23 protein-coding genes are annotated in these 24,077 nt (G+C 70.4%); 14 read left to right on the top strand and 9 right to left on the bottom strand.

The window, feature by feature from the left end:
* Positions 1–3: 3 nt before the first annotated feature.
* A complete protein-coding gene (gene galU / locus ACWIGU_RS18630; RefSeq protein ID WP_453773725.1) occupies positions 4–906 on the bottom strand; it encodes a UTP--glucose-1-phosphate uridylyltransferase GalU in 903 nt (300 codons plus the stop codon).
* Positions 907–990: 84 nt separating this feature from the next.
* Here galU and ACWIGU_RS18625 point away from each other — a divergent pair, with 84 nt between their 5' ends.
* Entirely contained in the window at positions 991–1,593 is a 603-nt protein-coding gene (locus tag ACWIGU_RS18625) for a 5-formyltetrahydrofolate cyclo-ligase (RefSeq protein ID WP_454402138.1), read from the top strand.
* 99 nt (positions 1,594–1,692) lie between these two features.
* Here ACWIGU_RS18625 and ACWIGU_RS18620 read toward each other — a convergent pair whose 3' ends face one another.
* The gene (locus tag ACWIGU_RS18620) at positions 1,693–4,503 is read right to left on the bottom strand and encodes a penicillin acylase family protein (protein ID WP_454402136.1); all 2,811 of its coding nucleotides are present in this window, start codon (positions 4,501–4,503) and stop codon (positions 1,693–1,695) included.
* 268 nt (positions 4,504–4,771) lie between these two features.
* Here ACWIGU_RS18620 and ACWIGU_RS18615 point away from each other — a divergent pair, with 268 nt between their 5' ends.
* From ACWIGU_RS18615 to mscL, 6 genes are all read left to right on the top strand, one after another.
* The gene (locus tag ACWIGU_RS18615; protein WP_454402408.1) at positions 4,772–6,292 is read left to right on the top strand and encodes a potassium/proton antiporter; all 1,521 of its coding nucleotides are present in this window, start codon (positions 4,772–4,774) and stop codon (positions 6,290–6,292) included.
* 337 nt (positions 6,293–6,629) lie between these two features.
* Entirely contained in the window at positions 6,630–7,916 is a 1,287-nt protein-coding gene (locus tag ACWIGU_RS18610; RefSeq protein WP_454402134.1) for an MFS transporter, read from the top strand.
* A 67-nt stretch (positions 7,917–7,983) separates the two neighbouring features.
* On the top strand, positions 7,984–8,319 hold the full coding sequence (locus tag ACWIGU_RS18605) for an FmdB family zinc ribbon protein (protein WP_454402132.1): 336 nt from the start codon (positions 7,984–7,986) through the stop codon (positions 8,317–8,319).
* Between the two features lie 90 nt (positions 8,320–8,409).
* Entirely contained in the window at positions 8,410–9,285 is an 876-nt protein-coding gene (locus ACWIGU_RS18600) for an S-methyl-5'-thioadenosine phosphorylase (RefSeq protein WP_454402130.1), read from the top strand.
* 436 nt (positions 9,286–9,721) lie between these two features.
* Positions 9,722–10,051, top strand: coding sequence for an RcpC/CpaB family pilus assembly protein (locus ACWIGU_RS18595; RefSeq protein WP_454402128.1), 330 nt, complete (start codon positions 9,722–9,724; stop codon positions 10,049–10,051).
* Between the two features lie 147 nt (positions 10,052–10,198).
* Positions 10,199–10,660: a large conductance mechanosensitive channel protein MscL gene (gene mscL, locus ACWIGU_RS18590; protein WP_454402406.1), complete on the top strand. Its 462-nt coding sequence runs from the start codon at positions 10,199–10,201 to the stop codon at positions 10,658–10,660.
* A gap of 7 nt (positions 10,661–10,667) precedes the next feature.
* On the opposite strand, the gene ACWIGU_RS18585 is transcribed toward mscL, so the two are convergent.
* The gene (locus tag ACWIGU_RS18585; RefSeq protein WP_454402126.1) at positions 10,668–10,850 is read right to left on the bottom strand and encodes a hypothetical protein; all 183 of its coding nucleotides are present in this window, start codon (positions 10,848–10,850) and stop codon (positions 10,668–10,670) included.
* 455 nt (positions 10,851–11,305) lie between these two features.
* On the opposite strand from ACWIGU_RS18585, the gene ACWIGU_RS18580 reads away from it, so the two are divergent.
* From ACWIGU_RS18580 to ACWIGU_RS18570, 3 genes are all read left to right on the top strand, one after another.
* Complete coding sequence (locus ACWIGU_RS18580; RefSeq protein WP_454402124.1) at positions 11,306–12,406, top strand: P1 family peptidase; 1,101 nt, start codon at positions 11,306–11,308, stop codon at positions 12,404–12,406.
* A 186-nt stretch (positions 12,407–12,592) separates the two neighbouring features.
* A complete protein-coding gene (locus ACWIGU_RS18575) occupies positions 12,593–13,864 on the top strand; it encodes a L,D-transpeptidase (RefSeq protein ID WP_454402122.1) in 1,272 nt (423 codons plus the stop codon).
* 199 nt (positions 13,865–14,063) lie between these two features.
* Positions 14,064–14,834: a DUF6227 family protein gene (locus tag ACWIGU_RS18570; protein ID WP_454402120.1), complete on the top strand. Its 771-nt coding sequence runs from the start codon at positions 14,064–14,066 to the stop codon at positions 14,832–14,834.
* 24 nt (positions 14,835–14,858) lie between these two features.
* Here the strand turns inward: ACWIGU_RS18570 and ACWIGU_RS18565 are convergent, their stop codons facing one another.
* A complete protein-coding gene (locus ACWIGU_RS18565; protein WP_454402118.1) occupies positions 14,859–15,092 on the bottom strand; it encodes a hypothetical protein in 234 nt (77 codons plus the stop codon).
* Positions 15,093–15,448: 356 nt separating this feature from the next.
* Here ACWIGU_RS18565 and ACWIGU_RS18560 point away from each other — a divergent pair, with 356 nt between their 5' ends.
* Positions 15,449–15,766: a hypothetical protein gene (locus ACWIGU_RS18560; RefSeq protein WP_454402116.1), complete on the top strand. Its 318-nt coding sequence runs from the start codon at positions 15,449–15,451 to the stop codon at positions 15,764–15,766.
* Between the two features lie 93 nt (positions 15,767–15,859).
* Here the strand turns inward: ACWIGU_RS18560 and ACWIGU_RS18555 are convergent, their stop codons facing one another.
* Together ACWIGU_RS18555 and ACWIGU_RS18550 are read right to left on the bottom strand one after the other, a co-directional pair.
* Positions 15,860–16,624, bottom strand: coding sequence for a glucose 1-dehydrogenase (locus ACWIGU_RS18555; RefSeq protein WP_454402114.1), 765 nt, complete (start codon positions 16,622–16,624; stop codon positions 15,860–15,862).
* A 65-nt stretch (positions 16,625–16,689) separates the two neighbouring features.
* Positions 16,690–17,442, bottom strand: a complete 753-nt coding sequence (locus ACWIGU_RS18550) for a TetR family transcriptional regulator (RefSeq protein WP_454402112.1) — start codon at positions 17,440–17,442, stop codon at positions 16,690–16,692.
* Between the two features lie 71 nt (positions 17,443–17,513).
* Between ACWIGU_RS18550 and ACWIGU_RS18545 the strand changes: the two genes are divergently transcribed.
* Positions 17,514–18,773, top strand: a complete 1,260-nt coding sequence (locus ACWIGU_RS18545; protein ID WP_454402110.1) for an ABC transporter substrate-binding protein — start codon at positions 17,514–17,516, stop codon at positions 18,771–18,773.
* A gap of 64 nt (positions 18,774–18,837) precedes the next feature.
* Here ACWIGU_RS18545 and ACWIGU_RS18540 read toward each other — a convergent pair whose 3' ends face one another.
* The gene (locus ACWIGU_RS18540; RefSeq protein ID WP_454402108.1) at positions 18,838–20,340 is read right to left on the bottom strand and encodes an MFS transporter; all 1,503 of its coding nucleotides are present in this window, start codon (positions 20,338–20,340) and stop codon (positions 18,838–18,840) included.
* Positions 20,341–20,493: 153 nt separating this feature from the next.
* On the opposite strand from ACWIGU_RS18540, the gene ACWIGU_RS18535 reads away from it, so the two are divergent.
* Positions 20,494–21,489 (top strand): helix-turn-helix transcriptional regulator, encoded by a 996-nt coding sequence (locus tag ACWIGU_RS18535; protein WP_454402106.1) that lies wholly within the window; start codon positions 20,494–20,496, stop codon positions 21,487–21,489.
* Between the two features lie 41 nt (positions 21,490–21,530).
* Here the strand turns inward: ACWIGU_RS18535 and ACWIGU_RS18530 are convergent, their stop codons facing one another.
* The gene (locus tag ACWIGU_RS18530) at positions 21,531–22,535 is read right to left on the bottom strand and encodes a sigma-70 family RNA polymerase sigma factor (protein ID WP_454402104.1); all 1,005 of its coding nucleotides are present in this window, start codon (positions 22,533–22,535) and stop codon (positions 21,531–21,533) included.
* Between the two features lie 154 nt (positions 22,536–22,689).
* Here ACWIGU_RS18530 and ACWIGU_RS18525 point away from each other — a divergent pair, with 154 nt between their 5' ends.
* Positions 22,690–23,265 (top strand): N-acetyltransferase family protein, encoded by a 576-nt coding sequence (locus ACWIGU_RS18525; RefSeq protein ID WP_454402103.1) that lies wholly within the window; start codon positions 22,690–22,692, stop codon positions 23,263–23,265.
* Between the two features lie 40 nt (positions 23,266–23,305).
* Here ACWIGU_RS18525 and ACWIGU_RS18520 read toward each other — a convergent pair whose 3' ends face one another.
* Positions 23,306–24,073: a dioxygenase family protein gene (locus ACWIGU_RS18520; RefSeq protein ID WP_356275589.1), complete on the bottom strand. Its 768-nt coding sequence runs from the start codon at positions 24,071–24,073 to the stop codon at positions 23,306–23,308.
* Positions 24,074–24,077 lie beyond the last annotated feature (4 nt).

Below are 24,077 nucleotides of genomic sequence, written 5' to 3'. Positions count from 1 at the left end.
GTGCTACATCTCCTCGGTGACGTAACTGCGAAGCCAGGTCCGGAAGTCCGGGCCCAGGTCCTCACGTTCGCACGCGAGTCTGACAATGGCACGCAGATAGTCGCCGCGGTCCCCGGTGTCATACCGGCGGCCCTTGAAGACGACGCCGTGGACGGGGCCGCCGGCCTTCTCGTCGTCGGCGAGCTGCTGGAGGGCGTCGGTGAGCTGGATCTCGCCGCCGCGGCCCGGCTCGGTCCGGCGCAGTATGCCGAAGATCGCGGGGTCGAGGACATAGCGGCCGATGATCGCGTAGTTCGACGGGGCGTCCGCGGGGTCGGGCTTCTCGACCAGGCCGGTGATCTTGACGACGTCGCCGTCCTCGGTCGCCTCGACGGCGGCGCAGCCGTAGAGATGGATCTGCGAGGGCTCGACCTCCATGAGCGCGATGACGCTGCCGCCGCGCTGCTCCTGGACCTCGACCATGCGGGCGAGCAGGGGGTCGCGCGGGTCGATCAGGTCGTCGCCGAGGAGGACCGCGAAGGGCTCCTGGCCGACGTGCGGGGCCGCGCACAGGACGGCGTGGCCGAGGCCCTTGGGGTCGCCCTGGCGGACGTAGTGCATGGTCGCGAGGTCGCTGGACTCCTGGACCTTGGCGAGGCGGCCGGCGTCGCCCTTCTTCTGGAGAGCCGACTCGAGCTCGTAGTTGCGGTCGAAATGGTCCTCCAGGGGCCGCTTGTTGCGGCCCGTGATCATGAGTACGTCGTCGAGACCGGCAGCCGCGGCCTCCTCGACGACGTACTGGATCGCCGGCTTGTCGACGACCGGCAGCATCTCCTTGGGCGTTGCCTTGGTGGCCGGCAGGAACCGGGTGCCGAGGCCCGCGGCGGGGATGACAGCCTTGCTGATCCTGGGGTGCGACTCAGTCATGCGGTGAACCATATCCGTAGCGTCTGGGCGGAAGATTTGCTTCCAGTTAACTTGGTACCTATATGAGGGGTTTGTGAGCTGGCTATGTGTTTGCCAAAGGCTGACAAGAACGCATTGCGGGCAGAACTCCTCCAGGTGAGATCCGGGTTGCCCGCCGATGACGTCGAGACGGCGGCCGGGGCGCTTGCCCGTCGGGCCCTTGGACTTCCGGAGCTGGCCGGGGCACGCACCGTCGCCGCGTACGTCTCGGTAGGCCGTGAACCGGGCACCCGCGCGCTGCTCGACGCGCTCCACGCGCGCGGGGTGCGCGTCCTGCTTCCCGTGCTCCTCGACGACAACGACCTCGACTGGGGCGCCTACGACGGACCGGGGTCCCTCGCGCGCGTGCAACATGCGGGAAAGATGGCCCTGTTGGAGCCCTCCGGGGAGCCGCTCGGCACGGAGGCCGTCGTGGAGGCCGACGCGGTGCTGCTGCCGGGCCTCGCCGTCGACGGGCGCGGCATGCGGCTCGGCCGCGGCGGCGGCTCGTACGACCGGGTCCTCGCGCGGCTCGGGCGCGCGGACGCGGATCCGGCGCTCGTGGTGCTCCTGTACGACGGTGAGGTCGTCGAGCACGTCCCCGAGGAGCCGCACGACCGTCCCGTGCACGCCGTGGTGACACCTTCGGGAGTGCGCCGCTTCCGGTGAGGGGCTCGGTGAGCGACCTGGCGAGCGGCCTGTCCTCAGGAACGTGAAAGGGCCCTCCACGCGTGCGTGGAGGGCCCTTTCGGAAGGTGTCGCCCGTTGTCAGGGCCGCAGCACCAGGGTGTCCTTCGTGTTCTTGCCGACCGCCTGCTCCGAAGAGACCCACGGGACGAGTTCGCCCTTGGACCACTTCTCCGTCTGGTCGGTGTAGTGCGCGCTGAACGCGTGCCCCGAGGCGCCGGTGAGGTTGATCCACTTGGACTTGTCGAGGTCCGCGAGGTTGACCACCATGCGCATCGACGGGACCCAGATGACGCCGTAGCCGCCGGCCGCGTTCCAGCCGGTCGCGTCCACGGCCGCCTCGCCGCCGCCGAGCTTCCACGGGCCGCGGTTGAGCACGTACCGGAGCCAGCCGGGCCCGTCCGTGCCGAGGGTCTGGTTCTTCAGGCTCAGCTGGTGCAGCCGGCCCCAGCTCCAGGTGTCCACGTCCTTGCCGAGCTTGGCCGTGACGTCCCAGCGCGCGTCCTCCATGGCCCGCGCGAACAGCTGGTCACGGGTCTTGGTCTCGGCGTCGGTGCGGGTGGCCGGGGCCTTCCACCAGTCGTTGTTCTCATCGTTGATGATCTTGCGGACGACCTCGAACCAACGGTCGCCGCCGTCCGGCTGCGCCGAGTCCGCGTCGCGCTCTCCGCACTCGCGCACCCGCCGGTCCTCGTCCGCCGGGCCGGTGTCACCCGCAGGTTCCACGCTCAGGCACTGGCCCTTGACCCGCAGCTCCTTGGGGAGCTTGTTGCCGAAGGACAGCTTGAGGATGTTGCGCCAGACCGAGTTGAAGTACGCGGCCGCCGCCGAGTCCGGGTTCTGGGTGTAGTCCCAGTTCTCCAGGAGCTTCTGCGCCTCGCGGACGTACTTGTCCGAGACGTCGATCTTGAGCAGCTTGGGCACGAGCAGCTTGGCGATCTCGCTGCTGTTGTCCATCTGCATGGTGCGCATGTCGTCGGTGGAGATCTTGCCGCCGCCGGCGATCTTCGACTCGATCAGATCGGTGATGCGCTGGCTGCGCGTGCCGTAACCCCAGTCGGAGGTGAGGTGGTACGGGTACTTGTCCTTGTCGATGACGGCCTGGTTGGCGGTCACGATGTAGCCGCGCTTGGGGTTGTACTCGTACGGCAGCGCGGACTGCGGGATGTAGCTCTTCCAGCGGTACTCGGAGTCCCAGCCGGGCGCGGGCAGCGAACCGTCGCCCTTGCCCCGGACCGGGATCCTGCCGGGTGCCTGGTAGCCGATGTTGCCCTTGGTGTCGGCGTAGATCAGGTTCTGCGAGGGCACCTCGAAGTGGGCGGCGGCCTTGCGGAACTGGGTCCAGTCCTTCGCCCTGTTCAGCTCGAAGACGGCGTCCATGGACTTGCCGGGGTTCAGCGCGGTCCAGCGCAGCGAGACCCCGTAGCCGTCGCCCCGGTCGGGGGCAGCGGCGTCGACCTGCGCCTTCTTGCCGACCTTGACCAGCTCGTCGTCCCGGTCCGAGATCAGCGGACCGTTGTTGGTCTCGCGGACGGTGATGGTCTTGTCGTCGCCGCCGGCGACCTTGATGGTCTCCTTGCGGGTCTTGAACGGGACCGTCTTGCCGTCGTACTGGTACCCGCCGCCGCTGTTGAGCTTCTCCAGGTACAGGTCGGTGACGTCGGCGCCCAGGTTCGTCATGCCCCAGGAGATGTCCTGGTTGTGGCCGATGATCACGCCGGGCATCCCGGAGAACGTGTAGCCCGTGACGTCGTACTGGCACGAGGCCGACAGGCTCCGGCAGTGCAGGCCCATCTGGTACCAGACCGACGGGAGCTGCGGCGACAGGTGCGGGTCGTTGGCGAGCAGCGGCTTCCCGGTGATCGTGTGCGCTCCGGAGACCACCCACGAGTTGGAGCCGATGCCGTTGCCGTTCGGGCCGACGGCCGCGGGGACCTGGTCCAGGGCGTCGGAGAGCCCGGTCAGCTGGCTCTGGAGGCCGTTGGGGGCCTCGGTGTCGCCCGCGAGACCGGTGCCTGTGGCGCCTTGCGCGCTGATGCCGGTTCCGGCGCCTGTGGAGGTACCCGTTCCGGTGCCCGTTCCCGTGCCGGTTTGATTTCCGGACCCGCCGGAGCCCTCCCCGTAGGAGCCGGTCGCGCTGTCGTAGGAGCCGGACTGGACGATCGCCTTGTGCCGGTCGTACGGGTAGTCCGGGTACAGGTCCGCGATCTGCTGCGGGCCGAGGCGGCTCGTCATCAGGGAGCGGTCGATCTCTTCCTGCATGTTGCCGCGCAGGTCCCAGGCCATCGCCTTGAGCCAGGCCACGGAGTCGGCCGGCGTCCACTTCTGCGGCGCGTAGTCGTTGGTGAACCCGAGCGCCGCGTACTCGACGGAGATGTCCCCGCCGTCCTTGCCGGCGAGATAGGCGTTGACTCCCTTGGCGTACGCCTGGAGGTACTTCTTCGTCTCGGGCGAGAGCTTGGAGTCGTACTCCTTCTGCGCCACCCGGTGCCAGCCGAGCGTCCGCAGGAATTCATCGGTCTTGACCTGGCTCTTGCCGAACATCTCGGAGAGCCGGCCGGAGGTCATATGGCGGCGGACGTCCATCTCCCAGAAGCGGTCCTGTGCCTGCACATAGCCCTGGGCCATGAACAGGTCCTCGTCGGACGAGGCATAGACCTGGGGGATCCCGTAGGAGTCCCGCTTGACGTCCACGGGACCGGAGAGCCCGTCGAGCTTGATCGAGCCCTTCGTCTGCGGGAAGGAGGCACGCACCGTACTGATGCTCCAGTACGTGCCGTAGCCGATGCCCGCGACAATGGCCAGGACCAGCACGATCACGATCAGTCGGGCTCTGCGCCCCTTCTTCTTGCCGGACGAATGGCCGGAAGAGGCGTTGGTGTTCGAGGGCATCGCTGTCCTTGCTGTCCTTCGCGAGCGGCAGAGCGGGCTGCTGGCGGGCTGTGGGGTCACGGAGCGCTGGAGCAACCATAGGCGCAGGGCACGGCGGCCTCGGACGCGGTGTCAAGAACCCGGGGCCCCAACCCGCCCGAGGTCACCCTGGAGGGCGTCAAGAAAGCGTTAACGATTAGGTAAGGTAACGAAGTACCTGATCGTTGCGCAGCGCCCCGTACACCCGTACGGGCCATCCCGTACGACCTTCGGAGGAAGGAAACGGCCCCTGACTGTCCACCACCTGAACCAGCTCCTGCTCGTCTGTTCGCTGGTCCTGCTGATCGCCGTCGCAGCCGTGCGCATCTCCTCGCGCAGCGGTCTGCCGAGCCTGCTCCTCTACCTCGGCATCGGGGTGGCGATGGGTCAGGACGGCATCGGCAACGTGTCGTTCAGCAACGCCGAGCTGACGCAGGTCATCGGCTACGCGGCCCTCGTGGTGATCCTGGCCGAGGGCGGCCTCGGCACGAAGTGGAAAGAGATCGAACCGGCGCTGCCGGCCGCCGTCATGCTGTCGCTGGTCGGCGTCGCCATCAGCGTGGGTGTGACGGCCGCCGGGGCGCACTACGCCGTGGGGCTCGAGTGGCGGCATGCGCTCATCATCGGCGCGGTGGTGTCCTCGACGGACGCCGCGGCCGTCTTCTCCGTGCTGCGCAAGGTGCCGCTGCCGTCCCGCGTGACGGGCGTCCTGGAGGCCGAGTCCGGCTTCAACGACGCCCCTGTGGTGATCCTGGTGCTGGCCTTCTCCACGGCGGGACCCATCGAGCACTGGTACGCCCTCGTCGGGGAGATCACCCTTGAACTGGCGATCGGCGCCGCGATCGGGCTCGCGGTGGGCTGGCTCGGCTCCTTCGGCCTGCGGCACGTCGCCCTGCCCGCCTCCGGCCTCTACCCGATCGCCGTCATGGCCATCGCCGTCACCGCGTACGCCGCCGGAGCCATGGCCCACGGCAGCGGATTCCTCGCCGTCTACCTCGCCTCGATGGTCCTCGGCAACGCGAAACTCCCGCACTGGCCCGCCACCCGAGGCTTCGCCGAAGGGCTCGGCTGGATCGCGCAGATCGGCATGTTCGTCCTGCTCGGCCTGCTCGTCACCCCGCACGACCTCGTGGACGACTTCTGGCCCGCGATCGTCATCGGCCTCGTCCTGACGATGGTGGCGCGCCCCCTCAGTGTCGTCCTGAGCCTTCTGCCGTTCCGGATGCCCTGGCAGGAGAAGGCCCTCATGTCCTGGGCCGGGCTGCGCGGCGCGGTGCCCATCATCCTGGCGACCATCCCGATGGTGAACGGCGTCGCCGACAGCACCCGGATCTTCAACATCGTCTTCGTCCTCGTCGTCGTCTACACGCTGGTCCAGGGGCCCACGCTGCCCTGGCTCGCCCGGAAACTGCGGCTCGGCAGCGACTCCGCTCCCGCCGCCGACCTCGGCATCGAATCGGCGCCCCTGGAGAGGCTGCGCGGACATCTGCTGTCCGTGTCGGTCCCCAAGGAGTCCCGGATGCACGGCGTCGAGGTCAGCGAGCTGCGGATGCCCCCGGGCGCCGCCGTTACCCTCGTCGTGCGCGAGAAGCAGTCCTTCGTACCGCTGCCGACGACCGTCCTGCGACACGGCGACGAACTGCTGGTGGTCGCGACGGACCAGGTACGGGACGAGGCCGAAGCCCGGCTGCGGGCCGTGGCACAGGGCGGAAAGCTCGCAGGATGGCTGGCGGGAAACGGCGGCCCGAGGCGCACACGGCGGGCGCAGTAGCGCCGTAGCGCGTACGCGGAGAGCAGGAGCGCCGGGGCTCAGGGAGGGACCGGCGGGTGGATGGCGGGTCGATGACCGGTGGATGAAGTTCCGCTACGCGGAAGAAAGCGGCCCGTCCGGCCGTTAACATGGGCGGTACACACTTGAAGTTCCACCGACTCTGCCTGATGTAGAGCCGGCGCGACCGCAAAGCGGCCGCGGTTCCCTTGCATACCCTGCATGGCCCAGGCCCTCCTGGCGCGGACCCCGGTATCACTCGGTTCCCGGCGCATGAGGACGGCTCTCGGCGCACACCCCTACCGGGGCAGCGCTACCAGGCGGCAGAAAGGCAAGGGCCGTGCCAGAGAATTACACGGCCACGGTCACCGACAAGCGCCCCGGATACGGCCGGCTGCTGCGCACCCGCGGCGCCTGGACGTTCCTGCTCCCCGGCTTCGCCGCCCGGCAGCCGTTCGCGATGCTCACCATCTCGACGGTCCTGCTCGTGCAGCACACCTCCGGCTCGTACGGCACCGCCGGCGCCGTCTCCGCCACCACCGGCGTCTCCATGGCGCTGTTCGCCCCCTTCACGGGCAAGCTCGCCGACCGCTTCGGACAGCGCGCCGTCCTCGTACCCGGCGTGCTGCTGCACACGGCGTCCGTGCTCCTGCTGACGGTGCTCGCACTCACCGGCGCCCCCTTGTGGGCCCTGTTCGTCGCGGCGGTCCCGACCGGCGCCTCCACCCCGCAGATCGGCCCCATGGTGCGGGCCCGCTGGGGCGTCAAGCTCCAGGGCTCGCCCCTCATGACCACGGCCGCCGCCTTCGAGTCGGTCACGGACGAGTTCACGTTCGTCCTCGGCCCGCTGTTCGCGACCGCCCTGTGCACCGGCGTGCACCCCGCCGCCGGTCTCGTCACCGAGGCGGCCCTGACACTCGTGGGCGGCCTCCTGTTCGCCGCGCAGCGCGGCACGCAGCCCCAGCCCTCCCGCACCGCCGGCGAGGTCCACGCACGCGTGGAGCACGTTTCCGCGCTGCGGACCCCTGGAGTGCGCGTCCTGATCGTGGCGTTCCTCGGCATCGGCTCCGTCTTCGGCGGCATGCAGGTCGCCCTGGCCGCCTTCACCGAGTCGATCGGCGAGCCCGGCCTGAACGGTGTCCTCTACGGGACGTTCGCCGGTGGCAACATGCTCTCCGGCATCGTCTGCGGAGCCGTCGCCTGGAAGATCGCGCCGCAGCGCCGCCTCCTGCTCGCCTACACCGCACTCGCCGTGACCGCCTCCGGCCTCTGGGCCGCGCAGTCGGTGCTGCTGCTCGCCGGGATCGGCCTGCTGGTGGGCACGTGCATCGCCCCGGCCCTGATCACGGGCTACACGCTCGTCGAGAAGCTGGTCCCGCCGACCGCCCGCACCGAGGCCTTCACGTGGCTCACGGGCGCGGTCGCGCTCGGCCAGGCAGCGGCCGTCACGGTCGCCGGCCAGCTGGAGGACCGCCTGTGGGACGGCGCCGGATTCCTCGTCCCGATGGGCGGCACGGTGCTCGCCGTACTGCTCCTCGCGACCCTGCGGTCCCGCCTCGTCCCGCCGTCGACCGGCCGGACCGTGGCACGTGGTATCGGTCACCGAGTGCCCGTGTCAGTGGACTGATCTCGCGGAATACGTCACTATGGATTGTCGTTAGCACTCATCGAGTGAGAGTGCCAGGAGGAAGCAAGTGCCGACGTACCAGTACCAGTGCACCGAGTGTGGCGAGGGCCTCGAGGCGGTGCAGAAGTTCACCGATGACGCCCTGACCGTGTGCCCCAGCTGCGACGGACGCCTCAAGAAGGTGTTCTCGGCGGTCGGCATCGTCTTCAAGGGATCGGGCTTCTACCGCAACGACAGCCGCGGCTCCTCGTCGAGCAGCTCGCCGGCGCCGTCGTCCGCGAAGCCGACCACCTCGGACACGAAGTCTTCGTCCTCGGACTCCAAGTCGTCCCCCGCGTCGACGTCCTCGGCCTCCGCTTCGTCTTCTTCTTCGAGCTCGTCCTCGAGCTCTTCTGCCGCCTAAGACCGCTCGGCTTCGGCCAAGTTCTTACGGAACCCTGTCGTCCTGCGGCGACAGGGTTTTCGGCGTTCCCGGGCGGATACTGTGCCGGACATGGCGAATACAGTCCCGGGCACGGCGAACAAGGCGAACACACAGGTCACGGCCGAGATCGGAGTCATCGGCGGCTCCGGCTTCTACTCGTTCCTGGACGACGTGACCGAGGTCCAGGTCGACACCCCTTACGGGGCACCGAGCGACTCGCTCTTCCTCGGCGAGATCGCGGGCCGGAAGGTCGCCTTTCTGCCCCGCCACGGCCGCGGCCACCATCTGCCGCCGCACCGCATCAACTACCGCGCCAACCTCTGGGCCCTGCGCTCCGTGGGCGTCCGGCAGGTTCTCGGCCCGTGCGCCGTGGGCGGGCTCCGGCCCGAGTTCGGACCGGGGACGCTCCTGGTGCCCGACCAGTTCGTGGACAGGACGAAGGCCCGCGCGCAGACGTACTTCGACGGGGAGCCGCTGGCGGACGGGAGCGTGCCGAACGTCGTGCACGTGTCGCCCGCCGACCCGTACTGCCCGGCCGGACGCCGGGCCGCCGTGAAGGCGGCGCGCGGACGCGACTGGGAGCCGGTGGACGGCGGGACGCTCGTCGTGGTCGAGGGGCCTCGGTTCTCGACCCGCGCCGAGTCCCGCTGGCACGCCTCCCAGGGCTGGTCGGTGGTCGGCATGACCGGCCACCCCGAGGCGATGCTCGCGCGTGAACTCGAGCTCTGCTACACGTCGTTGACCCTGGTCACCGACCTCGACGCGGGCGCCGACTCGGGCGAGGGAGTCTCGCACGACGAGGTCCTCCAGGTCTTCGCCGCCAATGTGGACCGGTTGCGGGCGGTGCTCTTCGACGCGGTGGCGGAGCTGCCGGCGGAGGGCGAGCGGGACTGCTTGTGCATGAGGGCGCTCGGGGGGATGGATCCGGGGATCCTGCTGCCGTAACCCGGAAGAGAGGGTGGCTGAACTTCGCCTTCGGGTGAGGGAGTTGTCCACAACCGGGGAGTAGTACACGGGGCTCAGCGGGAATCGGCGCGGGCCTGGATCGTGGAGCGCGAGGCGAGCTTTCGAGCTTGCCTCGCGCTCCGAGACTTTCGATGCCTCTCGATCCAGGTGGTGGTCGCCCATGTCCCCGTTCAGCACTCCCCCGACGTGCGAGGTCCCGCATTTCGCGCCGCTGCGGGTGCGCGGCGGGCGGTGGCGGGCGCGCCGTGCGGGCCGGCTCCGGCGGCGGGCGGTCGCCGCGGGGCTCGCCGTGACGGCGGCGGTGGTGGTGGCTGCGGGGCCTTCAGGGGCTGGGTCATCTGGGGCGGGGTCGTCCGGTGCCGGGTCGTCCGGTGCCGGGTCAGGGTCCTCAGAGTCCGCGTCAGGGCGGGAGCGGGTGCGGCAGTCGGCCGTGATGGTGTCCGCGCCGGTGCGGATCGCGGACGCGGCGGCGGTGCGGCTGCTGCGGCCGGGCGACCGGGTCGACGTCGTGGCGGCGGGCGCGGGAGCCGGCGTCGGCGCCGGTGATGGGCAGGGCTCCGGTGGCCAAGGGGGCAGGGTCGTGGCGGCGGGGGCGCGGGTCAGCTCCGTACCGGAGTCGCCCGAGTCGGCCGGCGATGCTGTCGCGGAAGGTGGTGCGCTGATCGTGCTGTCCGTGCCTCGGACGACGGCGGCGCGGCTCGCCGGGGCCGGTGCCACCTCGCGGCTGGCGGTGACGCTGTGGTGATCATTTTCGGGCCCCCGGACGGGCCGGTCCGCACGGTTTCGAAGTCAAGTCCCTCGTTCGAGTCAGCGAATTGGACAGGCCCGTCACGCGCTGTCGTAGGTTGCGGAGCTGTTTGCTCCACGTCCTGCACAAGTGAAGAGAGGCCTTCTGGTGAGCGAGAAGAAGAAGCCCGGCGTGTGGGAGGGCTTCAAGGCCTTCTTGATGCGCGGGAATGTGATCGACCTTGCGGTCGCGGTGGTCATCGGAGCCGCGTTCACCAACATCGTGAACGCCGTCGTGAAGGGCGTCATCAACCCGCTGGTCGGCGCGTTCGGCACGAAGGACCTGGACGGCTACAAGTCGTGCCTGAAGGGCACGTGCCCGGGCGACGACGGCATCGAGATCCTGTGGGGCACGGTGCTCAGCGCCACGCTCACGTTCCTGATCACGGCCGCGGTCGTGTACTTCCTGATGGTGCTGCCGATGGCCAAGTACCTGGCCAAGAAGGCGGCCCGGGATGCCGCGAAGGAAGGCGCCGCGGAGGTCGTCGAGCTGTCCGAGCTGGAGGTCCTGAAGGAGATCCGCGACGCCCTGGTGGCGCAGCGCGGCTCTGGTCACACCGAGCGGTAGCCCCGGCTCAGAGGTGGTGGGGCGGCTTCTCGTCGAGGAAGCGTGCCAGATCGGCGGCGCTGTCGCCGCCGGTGGTGGGCCGCTCGCCCCACCCTCGGTCCGTGTCGTCCGAGGACTGCGTGCTCAGCGGATCGTCGAAGACCAGCGCGTTCTTCGGATCGCGCGGTTCGGGGGTGGGGGCGGTGCTCATGCCTCCAGCGTACGTCCGTCGGGGGCCGGCTGCCGGGGTGCGGGCCGTTCGGACCGTGGTGAGGACGTGGGCCGTGAAGATGTTCCTGGCCCTGGCCGGCTGCTCGAGGGCGGACGTCGGGGTGTCGTGCGGCGGGAGGGGCTTGCCGAGGCCCCGCCGCTTGAGCTCGCCCAGCTTGTGGAAGGGCAGGACTCATGTCCGCTTCCTGGTGTGGGTGGGGCGGGAGTCCCTTACTCATCCACAGTGCGTCCCGCGCGTAGAGGAAAAGGGAGGCGTTGGTCGTCGCCTGGGCGAACCAGAGCCCCGTGCGTCACCTGCCGGTCGGCGCGAGCCGACGGCGGCGGGGATCACGCTGACGGCGGCGGGGATCACGGCCGCGCACGCGGCCCGGCAGCCGCCGCCGGGGCCCGCGCGGAGGCGACCCCGGGGCCCAACTCACGTGATACGCATGCCGTATGACGACGCCCACGCGCAATGCCCTGACCGATGTCGCCGGCCTGCGGGTCGGTCATGCCACCCGCATCGGCGAGGGCGGCTGGCTGACCGGGACGACGGTGGTGCTCGCGCCCGAGGGCGGGATGACCGCTGCCGTGGACGTGCGCGGCGGTGGCCCGGGCACGAAGGAGACGGACGCGCTCGACCCGCGCAACGTGGTCCGGCGCATCGACGCCGTGACCCTGACGGGCGGCAGCGCCTACGGCCTGGACACCGCGTCGGGTGTCATGGCGTGGCTGGAGGAGCAGGGCCGGGGCGTACGGGTGGGGGCCGGGCCGCGCGAGGTGGTGCCGGTCGTCCCCGCCGCGTGCGTCTTCGACCTGGGGCGCGGCGGGGAGTTCGGGGCAAGGCCCGACGCGGCGACGGGCCGCGCGGCGGTGGAGGCGGCGGCCGCTTCCGTGCCGGGCTCGCCCGTTGCGGAGGGTTCGGTGGGCGCGGGCACGGGCGCGGTGATCGGCGGGCTCAAGGGCGGCGTGGGCACGGCGAGCACGGTGCTCGACTCGGGCATCACGGTCGCGGCGCTGGTCGTGGCCAACGCGGTGGGCTCCGCGGTCGATCCGGCGACGGGCGCGCTCTACGGGCAGCTCTTCGCCCCGGAGTCCGCCTCAGCCTCCGCCCCCGCCTCCGCGCGGAACGGCGAACCGCACCCACACCCATATCCGTACCCCTCGCCCGAGGCGCACGCGGCGGCGCAGGATCGGATCGCACGGGCCAAGGAGGAGGCCGCCGGACAGGCGCCGCCGATGAACACCACGCTCGCCGTCGTCGCCACGGACGCGGTGCTCACCCGTTCCGAGGCGCACAAGCTCGCGGGCACCTCGCACGACGGCATCGCGCGCGCCGTCCGTCCGGTGCATCTCCTCAACGACGGGGACACCGTCTTCGCCGTCGCGACCGGCGCCCGCCCGCTCGACGAGGCCAACCCCCTCGCGCTGAACGACATCCTCGCGGCGGGCGCGGACATGGTGACGCGGGCGATCGTGCGGGCGGTGCTCACGGCGGATTCGGTGCGGGGGCCGGGCGGGACGTTCCTCTCGTACCGGGATCTGTACGGGAGTTGAGGCGCGGGGCGCGCCAAGACACCCAGGGCGTCCCATGACTTACGCAGCCCGGGGCTCACGTAGCGGGCGGCTTCGCCCGGTTCCTGACGTGACCTGTGTCTCCGTTCACATCCCCCGAAGGAACCTTTCCGGTCAGTTCGCCCTCTCTACTCACACTGGAGTAACTGACGAATCCTGGAGCATCTCGTGACAACCCCGGACACAGCCGCGCACCAGCAGCATCCCCGGCAGCGCGAGCGGGGCCGCAGGCGCACCGCGCGGCGGGTCCTGGTGGCGACGGCCGCGCTCGCCGTCGGCGCGCTCACCCTCACCGCCTGCGGCGGCAACGCCAGCGCGGAGAACGCAGACGGCAAGAACGGCGACAGCAAGGACAAGGGCTCGTCCGCCGCTCGGATCACGATCTCGGCCAAGGACGGTTCGACGGGCGCGTCCATCAACGCGACGGGCGTGAAGGTCAGGTCCGGCAAGCTCACCGACGTGACGATGACGGAGCCCGACAGCGGGAAGACCGTGCCCGGCTCGCTCACCGCCGACGGCTCTGCGTGGAAGCCCAAGGAACAGCTGGAGCGAGGGACGAAGTACCGCATCTCGGCCACCGCACAGGACTCCGAGGGCCGCCCCGCCGCCGCCAACTCGATCTTCACGACGGTGACCACGTCAGGCAGTTTCATCGGCACGTACACGCCGGACGGCGGCACCACGGTCGGCGTCGGCATGCCGGTCTCCTTCACGTTCGACAAGGCGATCACGAACAAGAAGGCCGTGCAGTCGCACATCACGGTCTCCTCCAGCGGCGGCCAGCAGATCGTGGGCCACTGGTTCGGCGCGCAGCGGCTCGACTTCCGCCCGCAGGAGTACTGGAAGGCCGGCTCCAAGGTCACGATGAAGATCGACCTGGACGGCGTGGAGGGCGCGAACGGCGTGACGGGCGTCCAGAACAAGACGGTCAGCTTCACCGTGGGCCGCTCCCAGGTCTCCACGGTCGACGTGAACACCCAGACGATGACGGTCGTGCGGGACGGCAGGACCATCAAGTCGATCCCGATCTCGGCCGGCAGCGCCCAGCACACCACGTACAACGGGCAGATGGTGATCTCCGAGAAGTTCGTGCGGACCCGGATGAACGGCTCGACGGTCGGCTTCGGCGGCGAGTACGACATCCCCGACGTCCCGCACGCGATGCGCCTGTCCTCGTCCGGGACGTTCATCCACGGCAACTACTGGTACCCGAAGGGCAATCCGCCCTTCGGCCGCGCCGGCACCAGCCACGGCTGCATCGGCCTCGCGGACGTCCAGGGCGCGGGCGGCGCGACGATCGCCAAGTGGTTCTACGACAACTCGCTCATCGGTGACGTGGTGACCGTCAAGCACTCCCCCGACACCACCATCGCGCCCGACAACGGCCTGAACGGCTGGAACATGTCGTGGAGCCAGTGGACGGCGGGCAGCGCGGCCTGAGCCCGCCCCGAGCCCCCGGGGCGCCCGCCGAAAGGCAGGCACCCGAACCGCGGGCCGCCGAAAAGAGCAGGCACAAGAGCGGGCCGCGCGGGAACTTCCCCGCGCGGCCCGCTCGTTTCCGATTTCGAGGACATGATGTCCGACCTAGGGGCTACGGTATGCACCCACAAGGTGACATGTAGCAACGCCGGGAGATGCCTTGAGCGTTCCGTACGACACCGCAGCGTACGAGCCACCCGAGTCGCACGAGTCGCGTCAGCCGGACGGCACGCGCCAGCCGGACGAGCACCTCGGACGCCTGCTGGGACGGGCCCTGAACTCCTTCGAGCTGCCCGACGAGGCGCTCGCCCGCCTCGACTGCGCGCTCGCGTACGACAGTTCGCTGCACTCCGCGCACCACAGCGCGGGCCTGCACCGCGAGACGTACCGGCACACGTGGCTGCTCGCGGACGGCAGCGCGCTCACCCTGTGGGAGCTCGTCCACAACACGATGCCCGGCCGGGGGACCCAGCACGAGGTGTACACCTCGGAGGACGACCTGCACCTGGCGACGGACCGCCTCCCGCTGCCCCGCGAGGCCGCCCCCGACTTCGAGCTTCCGCTCCCGCTCCAGCTCCCGTCGGTCCCCGAGCCGCGCCGCAGTTACGCGGCCGACGACTCGGCGGACCACGCCCGCCGCCTGCTGCGCCGTGCGGAGAACGAGGACCGCCCGGGACCCGGCACGGCCGGGCTCCTGCACACCGCGTGCGCGCACCAGATCACGCAGGCGTTCGGCCGCCCGCGCCTCGGATTCACGCTGTACGAGCACGCGTTCCTGCTGCACGACGGCAGCGAGATCAGCCTCTGGGAGATCGAGCACACGGCGACGCCGGACGGCCGTCACATGTGCGAGGTGTACGCCACGCAGGACGAGGCCCGCGCGGCGATGAAGCGCCGCGCCACCGACCGCTCCCGCCCCAGCTGCGGCTAGCCGCGTACAGCCCCTGGCCGGCAGCTAGCGACGGCTGAACTGCCGTACCAGTCCCGCGAACGCGTCGCGCTCGTCCGGCGTCAGCGGCACGGATTCCAGCGCGGGCGGCCCGCCCTGCCCCGGCAGCGAGGCGAGGGGCCGCTCGGTGCCCCAGCCCACATGGCGGACCAGCCGGACGAGACCGACCACCCACACCACGGTGGCGGCCGCGAGGAACGCCACGCCTATCTGCTGGAAGAACGACAGGTGCTCAGGCATGGGCCCAGTCAACACCACTGTCCGGAACTTTGGCCCCGGACCGTGACGTATCTCGCATGAGCGGACAGTTCCGAACTGTCCGGCGGCTACCGGTGTCTTCGGCTCGCCCTCCTTCACCGCGGACGCGTCACCCGCCCCGTCCGCCGCGCCCTCGGGGGCGGACTTCCGCATCCCCTTCAGGACCCGCGCCTTCGGCAGCGCATCAGCACAGACGGCACGACCGCGGCGGGACCAGAATCAAGTCGAAGTCCTCGACTGCCTTTCACGCGCGACGGACCCGGAGCGCCTCGCGCGTGCCTTGCCGGCATGCGACGATAGAAAAACTCAGTTCACTCGCAGATTTCGGGGTGATGAGGATGAATAAGGCAGCATTGCGGGGTGTCAGCATTGCAGCCGCAGCCACCTGCTGTCTGGCGCTCGGTGAATGGGGCGCATCAGCGGGTGAATCAGGTTCCCTGTCACAGAAATCGCAGGCCACGCCGACGAAGGCGACGCTTCGGTGCTATGCGACGCGCAGCAGTCCGAATGCGGTCGTCTGCTACCGGTTTTCAGCGAAGGCCGAGTTCAGGCACGGCGATATAGCCTATGTGCCCATTCTCATTCAGGTGCCCGCGCCCGCGCAGCCGCCGTCCGTAATCATCGTCGACAGTCTGAACGACATTCGGCCCGAGTAACACGGTTCGGGCGAAGTGACCCTGCCGGTATGGGGCCCGGCGTCCTCGCGGAGAACCGGGCTTTTCAGGGATGCCTGGGGGTGCCTGGGGCGCCTACTGACCCATCACGTACTTGACCGTCGGGCCCGTGGTCCAGCCGCCGTCGACGGCGAGCTCGGCGCCGGTGACGTACGAGGAGTCGTCCGAGAGCAGGAACACGGTCGCCTTGGCGATCTCGTCCGCCTCGCCGACGCGGCCCATCGGAGTGTTCGGGTAGCCCCCGTCGCCCTGCTGGATGCCGAGCTGGGCCGTCATCGGGGTGTAGGTCATGCCGGGGTGGACGGAGTTCACGCGGATCTTCGCCGTGCCCTGCTCCACCGCGGCGAGCTTGGTCAGGCCGCGCACGCCCCACTTGGAGGCACCGTAGGAACCGGTGAGGGCGAGGCCCATGAGGCCGGCGGCGGAGGAGATGTTGACGATGGAGCCGCCGCCGTTGTCCTTCATGGCGTTGATGGCCGTCTTCATGCCGATGAAGACGCCGGTGAGGTTGATGTCGAGGACCTTGCGGAAGTGCTCGACGGTCTCCGTCTCCAGGGGCTGGCCGGTGGAGATGCCCGCGTTGTTGACCAGGCCGTCGAACCCGCCGAACTCGGCGGTGGCGAACGCGGCGGCGGCCGTCCAGTCCTCCTCCGAGGTCACGTCGTGCCGCATGAAGCGGGCGCGGTCGCCGAGCTCGGCGGCGAGGGCCTTGCCCTCGTCCTCCAGGACATCGGTGACGACGACGCTGGCACCGGCCTCGACGGCGCGGCGCGCGATCTCGGCGCCGATGCCGCGGGCTCCGCCGGTGATCAGGACGGTCTTGCCGGTGAGGTTGTTCATGGGTGCTCCAGAAGAAGTCGTGGGTGGAACAGGGGAGTTCGAGGGGTGCGGGCGTGGACGGAGGGTCAGGCGGGGGCCCACGGGAAGTCGCCCAGCGACGCGAGGCAGCGCGCGGCGAGCGCCGCGGGCCCGAGCTCGCCGTCCGCCGGGGCGTCGCTCGCGGCCCAGGTCTCCACGCCTACGCGAACGGCCGTGCAGGCGACCCCGGCGGCCATGCGCAGGGCGAGCGAGGCGGGGGCCTGCGGTGCGCCAGAGCCATCGGGAGCACCGGCACCATCGGAATCACCGGCACCACCAGCGCCACCCGAGGCACCGGAGCCACCCGAAGCACCCGAGTCACCCGAAGCACCCGAAGCGATCGCCCCCACCCGCTCCGCAAGCACCGCGAGCAGCGTCGCCTCCGACGCGTGGCAGGCGGTGCCCCACACCGCCTGCAGCGCCGGGCTCTCCGCCGCCATGCGCAGCAGGGACCTGACCCACTCCAGGGATTCCACGTTCGCCGCGTCGTCCGCGGTGAGCGAGTGAGCGACGGCGTGCCGCAGCGCCTCGGGCACGGACAGTGCGGCCGGGGCGTCACGAACAGCCTCCGCCCACTGCTGGGCTCCCGCGGCGAAGAGCGGGGCGACCGCTTCCTCCTTGGTCGCGAAGTAGCGGTAGAAGGTGCGCGGGGCGACCCCCGCCGCGCGGGCGATGTCCTCGGCGCGGGTGGCGCGCAGGCCGTCCTCCACAAAGAGCGCCGCCGCCGTGCGGGCGATGTCGAGGCGCGTGGCGGCCTTGCGTCGTTCCGTCAGCGTCTCAGTCGTAGAGCTACCGGGCATGAAGTCATGCTATGCCTATGTGGCAGAATCTGCCACCGATCTGGCGTGCAACCAAGGGGTGGGCGAGAGCAGTGCGGCGGCGACGTTTCCTTCTTCAGGCGGCCGGGCTCACCGGCGCTGCGGCCTACGGGCTCAGCGGCTGCGGTTCCGGCTCGTCGAAGGCCTCCCTCGAACTGATGGTGGCGAGCTACGACCAGAGCGTCGGATCCTCGATCGGCGACCAGTGGGACCGGGTCGTCAAGGCGTACAAGAAGGTGAAGCCGGACGTCACGGTCCACGTGGAGCGGATCCCGTTCGCCAGGCTGGACCGGACCCTCGCCCAGCGGGTGAAGGACGGCAAGGCGCCGGACATCGCGCAGTCCAACGTCTTCGCGACGTTCGCCGACCAGCGCAGGCTCTACCCGGTGTCCGAACTCTTCGACATCCCCACGCAGGCCGACTTCACGCAGTCGTTCACACAGGCGGGCACGTCCCACTACGTCCAGTACGGCATCCCGTTCATGGCGAGCACGCCGCGCCTCTTCTACAACACGAAGCTGTTCGAGCGGGCGGGCGTCTCGGCGCCCGCCTCGTGGGACGAACTCCACGCCGTGGCAAAGGCGTTGAAGGCGATCGGCGTGAAGACTCCGTACGGGCTCCAGCTCGGCCCCGAGGCCGCCGAGGACGAGGCGCTCGCCTGGCTGCTGGCCGGCGGCGGCACCTACGCGGGCGTCACCGGCTACGACTTCGCGACCACCAGCAACATCGAGACGCTGACCTGGCTGCGTGACCGCCTCGTCGGCGAGGGACTGGCGGGCGCCGCGCCGCAGCTCCTCGACCGGACGGCCGCATACGAGCAGTTCCTGCGCGGGCAGATCGGCATGATGATCGCCCACCCGGTCCTGATGGGCGCCGCCGACCGGGCGAAGGTCCCCTACGCGCACGCGGCGTTCCCGCAGCGGGACGGGGGCGCGGCGGCGCCGGTCGGGCTGAGCGACTGGCTGCTCGCGTTCCAGCAGAACGGCCGCAAGGCCGAGTGCGGCGAGTTCCTGACGTACCTCTACAGCCGTAAGTCGGCCAGGACGTACGGGGGCGGCCAGGCGGCGCTGCCCGTGACGGCCTCCGCGTCGGACTCGCTGCGCTCCGACCCCGCGCAGCGCCCGCTGTGGAAGTTCATCGACCAGATGCCGCGGGCGGAGTTCCAGCCGGTGAACCAGGCGTCCTGGCCCGACGTGCGGGCCGCGATCCGCGAGGACATCGGCTCGGCGGTCGTCCGGGGCGGCGATCCGCGCGAGGTGCTCCGGACCCTGGACACGACGGCGAGCCGCGCGGAGATCCGCTCGGCGAACTGAACGACAGACGGGCGGGCCCCCGCGCCGCAGCGCGAGGGCCCGCCCACTCGAAGTCCCGTGGGAACTACACCAGTTCCGGCGCCTTCTCCACCGGTCCGGCCGCCGGGTCCGCGTCCTGCGCGCCGCCCTCGACGTGCTGCGCGGGCCGCCCCGGCAGCGCGAACATCAGCAGGAAGATCACGGCGAGCACGCCGGCGACGTACCAGAGCGAGTTGCGGAACGCGTCGATGAACGCCTGCCCGGCCTCGGCCGGCACGAGGTGGTCGCCGATCGTCCCGAAGAACACCACGGCGACCAGGCCGAGCCCGAGCGCCGTACCCATCTGCTGCGTGGTGTTGATCAGCCCGGACGCGGAACCGGAGTGCTCGCGCGGCACGTCGGAGAGCACCGCGTCGGTCAGCGGGGCGACGATGAGGCCCATGCCGACGCCCATGACGACGAGCGGGAGCGCCATCTGCCAGGACGTGATCCCGGCGCCGTAACGCCCGGCCTCCCAGATGTAGAGCAGCACTCCGGTCATCATCGCCAGCGCGCCGGTCTGGAGCACCTTGCGCCCGAACTTCGGCACGAGCTTCTGTACGGAGATTCCGGCCGCCGTCGACACGGCGACGGAGAACGGCACGCCGGTCAGGCCCGCGTGCAGCGCCGTCCACCCGAGGCCGACCTGCATGTACATCGTCCACACCAGGAAGAACACGCCGAGTGCGACACCGAAGACGACCTGCACGGCGATACCGGCCGCGAAGCTCTTCACCTTGAACAGCGACAGCTCGATCAGCGGCGAACCGTCACGCCGCGCCTTGTACTTCTCGTACGCGACGAGGGCGCCGAAGACGAGGACGCTGGCCGCCATCACCACGTAACCCCACACGGGCCAGCCCAGCTCGCGGCCGCGCGTCAGCGGGTAGAGCAGCATCAGCAGGCCGAGCGTGACCAGGACGACGCCGACGAGGTCGAGCTTGAGGGCGCGCGGCGCCTTGGACTCGCTGATGAACTTGCGGCCGAGGAGCAGTCCGGCGATGCCGACCGGCAGGTTGATCAGGAAGATCGGGCGCCATTCGAGACCGAACAGGTTCCACTCGGTGAGCAGCGCGCCGAGCAGCGGGCCCGAGACCGCTCCCAGGCCGACGATCATGCCGAAGAGACCGAAGACCTTGCCGCGCTCCTCCGCCGGGAACGTGGCGTGCACGATCGACAGGACCTGCGGCACCATCATCGCGGCCATGCCGCCCTGGAGGATGCGCGAGGTGACCAGCATCTCGGGGTTCGCGGCGAAGCCGCAGAGCGCCGAGGCGAGCGTGAAGCCGGCGATCCCTATCAGGAAGAGCCGCTTGCGGCCGTAGATGTCGCCGAGCCGTCCGCCGGTGATCAGGCCCGCGGCGAACGCGAGCGCGTACCCGGCGGTGATCCACTGGATCTGGCTGAAGGTGGCGCCCGCGTCCCGCTGGATCGACGGGATCGCGACATTCACGATCGTCACGTCGACCAGGTCCATGAAGGCGGCGGTCATGACGATGGCCAGGGCGAGCCAGCGTCGCCTGTCGGGGGTGGTCACGGGTGAAGTCATACGGGGAGACTAGGAGGCATGTAGGACACAGTGTGTCCTACATGGCGCGCACCCTGGAATCTCCCGATAACGAATGCGCGGCGAATGCCGGAAGCGAGGACGCCGCGGGCGGGACGGACACGGTAACGAGACGCGAACGAGAGGGGACGCACCATGACCACCGACACCCCGGCCCGGCTGCTTCAACTGCTCTCTCTGCTCCAGACCCCGCGCGAGTGGCCCGGTGGCGAGCTCGCCGCGCGCCTGAGCGTCTCCCGGCGCACGGTGCGCCGGGACGTGGACCGGCTGCGTGACCTCGGCTATCCCGTGCAGGCGTCGATGGGCGCGGAGGGCGGTTACCGCCTGGTCGCGGGCAAGGCGCTGCCGCCGCTGGTCCTGGACGACGAGGAGGCGGTGGCGATCGCGGTCGGCCTGCGGGCCGGTGCGGGGCACGCCGTCGAGGGCGTGGAGGAGGCGTCCGTACGGGCGCTCGCCAAGCTGGAACAGGTGCTGCCCGCGCGCCTGCGGCACCGGGTCTCCACGCTCCAGGCCGCCACGATGCCGCTGACGGGCGGGGACGGGGCGTCCATCGCGACGGAGACACTCACGGTCCTCGCGTCGGCGACGGCGGGGCAGGAGCGGCTGCGGTTCCGCTACCGCTCGGGCGACGGCACCGAGTCACGCCGTCTGACGGAGCCGTACCGGATGGTGTCGACGGGGCGGCGCTGGTATCTGGTGGCGTACGACATAGACCGGGACGACTGGCGCACCTTCCGCGTGGACCGGGTCGCGGAGCCGTTCGCCACGGGTGCGCGGTTCGCTCCGCGGGAGCTGCCGACGGGGGACGCGGCGGAGTATCTGCGGCGCTCCATGTCGGGGCGCGGCCGGCCCTCGTACGACATCGATGTGACGTTCGAAGCGCCGGCGGACTTCGTGGTGGCGCGGCTGCCCTCCGCGCTCGGCGCGCCCGAGGCGCGGCCCGACGGAACGTGCCGGCTGCGCGCGACGGCGACCGACTCGGTGGAGTGGCTGGCGCTGCGGCTCGCGCTGGTGGACTGCGAGTTCACCGTGCACGGGCCGGACCAACTGGCGGACTATCTCAGGGAGTTGGGCAGCCGCCTCGCCCGCGCTACGGACGGGCCGGTGAGATCCGGCCCGTCCGGCGCTTGAGGACAAGGGACGCGGGGACCGGGGGCAGCGCCCCCGGAACCTCACGCGGCGGCATCGAACCCGGTGTCCCGAGCGAGCTTCTTCAGCTCGAGAAGCGCGTGCTTCTCGATCTGCCGGATCCGCTCGCGCGTCAGCCCGTGCTCCTTGCCGACCTCCGTCAGCGTGCGCTCACGGCCGTCGTCGATCCCGTACCGCATCTTGATGATGGACGCCGTGCGCTGGTCGAGCCGGCCGATGAGGTCATCCAGCTCCTCGCTGCGCAGCAGCGTGAGGACGGACTGCTCGGGCGACACGGCGGACGTGTCCTCCAGAAGGTCGCCGAACTGGGTCTCGCCCTCGTCGTCCACCGGCATGTTCAGCGAGACCGGGTCGCGGGCCCAGTCCAGGACGTCGACGACGCGCTCGGGCTTGGACTCGAGCTCGGCGGCGATCTCCTCGGGCTCGGGGTCCCGCCCGTTCTTCCGGTTGAACTCGCGCTGCACGCGCCGGATGCGGCCCAGCTCCTCCACCAGGTGGACGGGGAGCCGGATCGTGCGCGACTGGTCGGCTATCGAGCGCGTGATGGCCTGCCTGATCCACCACGTCGCGTACGTGGAGAACTTGAAGCCCTTGCGGTAGTCGAACTTCTCGACCGCGCGCACCAGGCCCGCGTTCCCCTCCTGGATGAGGTCGAGGAGCGGGAGACCGCTCCTCGGGTAGCGGCGCGCGACGGCCACGACCAGGCGCAGATTGGACTTGATGAAGACGTCCTTGGCCCGCTCACTCGCGGCGACGAGCGCTTCGAGCTCCTCGCGGGTCGCCTTGCCCGCGGCTTCGCTCTCCGCCTCGCCGTCGAGGATCTGCCGGGCGTACACGCCCGCCTCGATGGTCTGGGAAAGCTCGACTTCCTTGGCGGCGTCCAGCAGCGGCGTACGCGCGATCTCGTCGAGGTACATGCCGACCAGGTCGCGGTCGGCGATCTCGCCGCCTACGGCGCGAACACTGCGTGCGCCGTCGGTCTCGCCGGAGGCGGCGGGCTTACGACGGGCGACGGCACGGGTTGCCATGCGTGCTCCCTTGCGATGGTGGGCGGGGGCCTGCGGTGGACAGGTCCTGTGGTCCTGTGGTGCTCGGCACACCCTCCCGGGTGCCCTGCATCCGATGGAAACAACGACTGGAATCCGGACAGAATTCCCAAGGCGCCCATCGATTTTCGTGATCATGCAGTACCCTGTGCCGCGATCGGCCGGACACAGAGAGGCCCACGAGGTGAGGGAGTCCACAGAAGTGCTGGTCAGGCCCGGCGTCGAAGCAGACCTCGACGCGCTCACCGACCTCTACAACCACTATGTGCGCGAGACGCCGATCACCTTCGACACGGCCGCATTCACCCCGCAGGAGCGCCGTCCGTGGCTGCTCTCCCACCTTGAAGACGGCCGGCACCGGCTGCTGGTTGCCCAGGAGCGCGATTTTGGCCGCATCCTCGGCTACGCGACCTCGAGCCCCTTCCGCGCGAAGGCGGCGTACGACACCTCGGTGGAGGTCAGCGTCTACTGCGCGCCCGACGCGGGCGGCCGCGGCATCGGCACCCTGCTCTACAAGGCGCTCTTCGAGGCGCTCGCGGGCGAGGACGTCCACCGCGCGTACGCGGGCATCACCCAGCCGAACGAGGCCTCGGACCGCCTGCACACCCGCTTCGGCTTCACCCACGTGGGCACGTACCGCGAGGTCGGCCGCAAGTTCGGCCGCTACTGGGACGTGGCCTGGTACGAGCGCCCGGTCAACAGCGGCATCTGACCGAGCGGCACCCAGCCGGCGGCACCTGGCCGAACTGCACCTAGCCGAACTGCACCGACCGCTTGGCCAGACCCATCCAGAACCCGTCGATGACGCTCCGCTGCCCGTCAAGACCGCCGAAGGCGTCGGCCGCCCCCATCGTCACGAACAGCGGAGCGAAGTGCTCCGTGCGCGGGTGGGCGAGCTGCCCGGCCGGGGACTTGTGGGTGAAGTCGAGCAGGGCGTCCACGTCGCCGCTCTCCAGGGCGCGGTGGCCCCAGTCGTCGAACTCGGCCGACCAGGCCGGGATCCCGCCCTGCCGCAGCGCGGCGAGGTTGTGCGTGAAGAAGCCCGAGCCGACGATCAGGACCCCCTCGTCCCGCAGCGGCGCGAGCTTGCGCCCGATGTCCATCAGCTTCTGCGGGTCGAGCGTCGGCATGGAGATCTGCAGGACCGGGATGTCGGCTCCGGGGTACATCTCGACGAGCGGGACGTACGCCCCGTGGTCGAGGCCACGGTCCGGGATGTCCTGGACCGGGGTGCCGGGGCCGTGCAGCAATTTCCGTACGGAATCGGCCAGTTCGGGAGCCCCGGGGGCCTCGTACCGCACCTGGTAGTAGTGCTCGGGGAAGCCCCAGAAGTCGTAGACGAGCGGCACCGTCTCGGTGGCGCCGAGGGCGAGCGGGGCCTCCTCCCAGTGCGCGGAGACCATCAGGACGGCCCTGGGGCGCGGCAGTTCGGCCGACCACGCGGCGAGCTGACCGGTCCACAGGTCGTCGTCGGCGAGCGGCGGCGCGCCGTGGCTGAGGTAGAGAGCGGGCATACGCATGGCG

Source organism: Streptomyces sp. NPDC055400, from assembly GCF_053644375.1.
This window is presented reverse-complemented; position numbering and strand designations above follow the sequence as displayed.